This is a genomic window from Salinivibrio sp. MA427 (assembly GCF_001996115.1).
Lineage (GTDB): Bacteria > Pseudomonadota > Gammaproteobacteria > Enterobacterales > Vibrionaceae > Salinivibrio > Salinivibrio costicola.
Genome location: NZ_MUFH01000258.1, coordinates 1 through 3,596, shown reverse-complemented (window position 1 = coordinate 3,596; position 3,596 = coordinate 1). Strand labels below are relative to the sequence as shown.

The window sequence follows — 3,596 nt, the reverse complement described above, 5'->3', positions numbered from 1 at the left end:
CGCCTATCCCTCATTGGCTGACTAACGTATTGATATGAAACTCTCTGCAAATCGCTGGGCACAATGGCTTGTTTATGGCGATCATTATAGTTTACAGCTAGAAAATGATGGCTTACTGCTCGAATCTCGCCACCATCGTCAATATATTCCCTTTTCTGCCTGGGATGGACAGCTCACTATTTCGCGTGGGTTACTCTGGGGAACCATCTCGTTGACTGGCTTCACAGAGCAAGGAGATGCTTATCCATTTGATGTGTTTGGCCTGCCTTGGCGACGTGCTAAACAGGCCGGTAAAGCCATTCACGCGCGTTATCAAGCCTATGTCGCACGCTATCAAAAACAGTTAGCGCTCATTCGACCGAGCTTGTTGGCTGACTATGAGGCGCTGGTGAACGCGCCAGGATACGTTCGCATGGCGCAATTACGCACTGCCCAGCAAACGTTATTGGATACGCTAGAAAGCGAGGGGATCCCAGCTGCTTTCCTTTCCCAGTTAGATGAAGGCGTCGCCACCACGTTGACGCCGGTGTTGCAAGGCGATACCCATTGGCTGAAAACCCGTAACCAGCAATGGCAAGCGGCGATGCTCAACCAGTGGCAAACCTGGTTTGATCAGATTGAATCGTCACCACTGAATCCGGCGCAGCGTGAGGCTGTGCTTACCGATGAATCTCATACCTTGGTGGTGGCGGGGCCCGGTAGCGGCAAAACCAGCGTATTGGTGGCACGCGCTGCCTACTTAATTGAAAGTGGGCAAGCCAAGCCTGAGCAGCTTTTATTGCTTGCCTTTGGCCGTGATGCCGCGACTGAGCTTAAAACTCGGATCAAGACCAAAACCGGCCATGAGGTGAATGTCACCACTTTTCATGGCTTTGCCCGCCAGCAACTTGCCGAGCACCAAGGGCAGGCCCCTATCATTTCCTCGCTGGCCAGTGATGAGACCGCCAAAGCCGCCTGGCTGACTCAAGCACTCGCCGAGCAGTGGCAGCAGCCCAACACACATAAAGCATGGGAAAAACTGCATCAGCAGCACGCACTGCCGATTGATGATCAGGCCGAGCTCAGCGCGTGTGCCCATGAAAGTCGGTTGCACAGCTGGGTTTGGTCGCGTCTCTCCCGGGTGATCCAAGCCAATACCACCAAGCGTGCGCTGACCGATAAACTGGCAAGTTTTGAGGAGCAGATCGGGTTAAAAAACGAACTGGCGGTGATTTGGCCGTTGTATCAAGCTTATAAACAAGCACTAAAAGCGGAGAACGCCGTTGATTTTGATGGATTGATCGCAAAAGCGACCAAGTTGTTCCAACAGCGAAAATTCGCCACGCCCATCCAGTTTGTGATGGTCGATGAATACCAAGACATTTCGCCGGCACGATTGGCGATGCTCGAGGCCTTGTGTCACGGCAAAACGGACAGTGAAATCTTAACGCCACGCGCCTCGTTATATGCCGTCGGGGATGATTGGCAAGCCATTTATCGTTTTGCCGGTGCCGATGTCAGTTTAACCACGGATTTTGCTCAGCGCTTTGGAGACAGTGAAATTTGCTGGCTGACCACCTGTTATCGCTATCCAGCAGCGTTGGGGGATATTGCGCAGCAGTTTATTTGCCAAAACCCCAAACAGCTCACTAAGCAATTAGATTACGCGCGCGACAAAGCATCGGCGAAAACGCCCAAAGTTATTAAAGTGATCACTGACGATAAGTTAGAAAAGACACTGGCAAGCCTTGCCAAAAAGCACGCCAAAACGACGCAACCCGTGACTGTGATGCTGATTGGTCGCACCCACACTCGATGCCCTAACGATCTAGAAACTTGGCAGAAAGCTTATCCATCACTGGCGCTTCGTTATACCACCGCGCACGCCAGCAAGGGGCAAGAAGCCCACTATGTGTTTATTCTCGGCATGGATGAGGGAGTGTTTCCGGCCAAGCAACGCTCGCTGTCACTCGATGAGGCCTTATTAGGGAAAAATGAAGAGCCAATTGAACACGCGGAAGAACGGCGATTGTTTTATGTCGCCCTGACGCGTGCCCAAAAACAAGTGTGGCTAGTACATCAAAAAGGCCATGCCTCGCCGTTTGTGGAGGAACTGAAAGGAAACCTTTGAGGCGGTCTCCCACACTATTAGCCATAGACGGCGTTAGTTATCGACAGACAGTGTGGGAAAAAAGATCACAAACGCTCGTCTAAGTACGCTTGATAATCAGGAATTTGGATGTTGACATCCTGCCCGAATAGCGGCGACGTGATCATAAAGCGGGCGGTTGAGCGGTTGGTGGCAATCGGAATATTCCATACGGAACCGACGCGCAGCAGCGCTTTAACATCTGGATCGTGTGGGACCGCATTGAGGGGATCCCAGAAGAAAATCATCACATCGATTTTTTGTTCAGAAATCATCGCCCCGAGTTGCTGATCCCCGCCCATTGGGCCGCTCATCAAAGGTGTTATTTTTAGCCCCGTTTCTCTTGCAAGGATGTGGCCCGTGGTGCCGGTGGCATAAAGCGCGTGCTGGCTCAGTATTTCTTTATTTTCTTTTACCCAGTCGCTCAGGGCATCTTTATAGTGATCATGTGCCACTAACGCGACGTGTTTGCGTGCAAGCATGGTGCGAGACGTTTGTTTCATAATCGATTCCATCTAAAACAAGGCGATTAACGCCAAACTGCGAATGAACAGTGTATTGAAGCCTACGCCAATCTTGCATCGAATTATAGCGTACACCTGACAAACGCCGAACATAGGCTGTTAGAGTTATCACATTATCAATAAAAACTCTCCAAGCACATGAAATGAAGTCTGTTTTTACAGCCAGTTGTTAATCAAGCACGCAAAAGTGGCGCGACAGTCCATCGAAGTGACAACAAAAAGGCTACAGTTAACTAACTAGGCAAGGGAAGCGCCTCGTTATACAGGAGAGTTTATGAGCAAGGAGTACGCGTATGTGGGTGACACTGGATTTTGAAGCATCCGGTTTGTCGTTAATGTCTTATCCGATTGAGGTAGGATACGTATTGCCAAATGGCGATAGTCAAAGTTTTTTAATTGATCCCTCCACCGCCAGTGGCCATTGGCATCACTGGGACCACGAAGCTGAATCCCGTATTCATGGTATCTCGCAAAAGACATTAGCCACAGAAGGCACCAGTGTATTGGCAGTATGTCAGCACCTTAACCAAACGCTCGCACCGTTTGAGCATGTATTATGCGACAGCCAGTGGGACCTATTTTGGATGGGGCGGCTTTATAAAGCCTGCTATATGCGTCCTTCATTTACGTTAATGGAGGTAAACCAGTGGCTAAAAAAGCACAGTGATCTCGACCGACGTGATTTTAGTCGCGAAATGAAAGCATTGGGACCCGCCCCCCATCGTGCCGTCGAAGATGCATTACAAATTCGTCGTGCCCTTGAGAGCCTGTTAAAATAGTCGGCTTTTCAGCGCACGAGTAGGCTATCATGACAGCACCATCAACCCTGAGGTTTGCGCAATTTAACCTGTCTTTGGCAGGGCGTAAGGCTGGCGACATTAAATCGCAGATGCAGGCACCAACGCCGAGTCGGCAAATTAAAAACCTCGCGGCCACCTTACAGC

Annotated in this window: 3 protein-coding genes; 2 read left to right on the top strand and 1 reads right to left on the bottom strand. The window is 50.3% G+C overall.

Going from position 1 to position 3,596, the window contains the following annotated elements:
• Nucleotides 1-34: 34 nt before the first annotated feature.
• Entirely contained in the window at nucleotides 35-2,110 is a 2,076-nt protein-coding gene (gene helD, locus BZG79_RS12905; protein WP_199877826.1) for a DNA helicase IV, read from the top strand.
• Nucleotides 2,111-2,175: 65 nt separating this feature from the next.
• Here helD and BZG79_RS12900 read toward each other — a convergent pair whose 3' ends face one another.
• Complete coding sequence (locus BZG79_RS12900) at nucleotides 2,176-2,631, bottom strand: methylglyoxal synthase (protein WP_077774591.1); 456 nt, start codon at nucleotides 2,629-2,631, stop codon at nucleotides 2,176-2,178.
• A gap of 314 nt (nucleotides 2,632-2,945) precedes the next feature.
• On the opposite strand from BZG79_RS12900, the gene BZG79_RS12895 reads away from it, so the two are divergent.
• The gene (locus tag BZG79_RS12895; RefSeq protein WP_025744663.1) at nucleotides 2,946-3,431 is read left to right on the top strand and encodes a hypothetical protein; all 486 of its coding nucleotides are present in this window, start codon (nucleotides 2,946-2,948) and stop codon (nucleotides 3,429-3,431) included.
• The last annotated feature ends 165 nt before the right edge of the window (nucleotides 3,432-3,596 follow it).

What these genes read in the sequence shown, in the direction of transcription:
- helD (WP_199877826.1), top strand. Translation starts at nt 35, where the DNA reads ATGAAACTCTCTGCAAATCGCTGGGCACAATGGCTTGTTTATGGCGAT.
- BZG79_RS12895 (WP_025744663.1), top strand. Translation starts at nt 2,946, where the DNA reads ATGTGGGTGACACTGGATTTTGAAGCATCCGGTTTGTCGTTAATGTCT.
- BZG79_RS12900 (WP_077774591.1), bottom strand. Translation starts at nt 2,631, where the DNA reads ATGAAACAAACGTCTCGCACCATGCTTGCACGCAAACACGTCGCGTTA.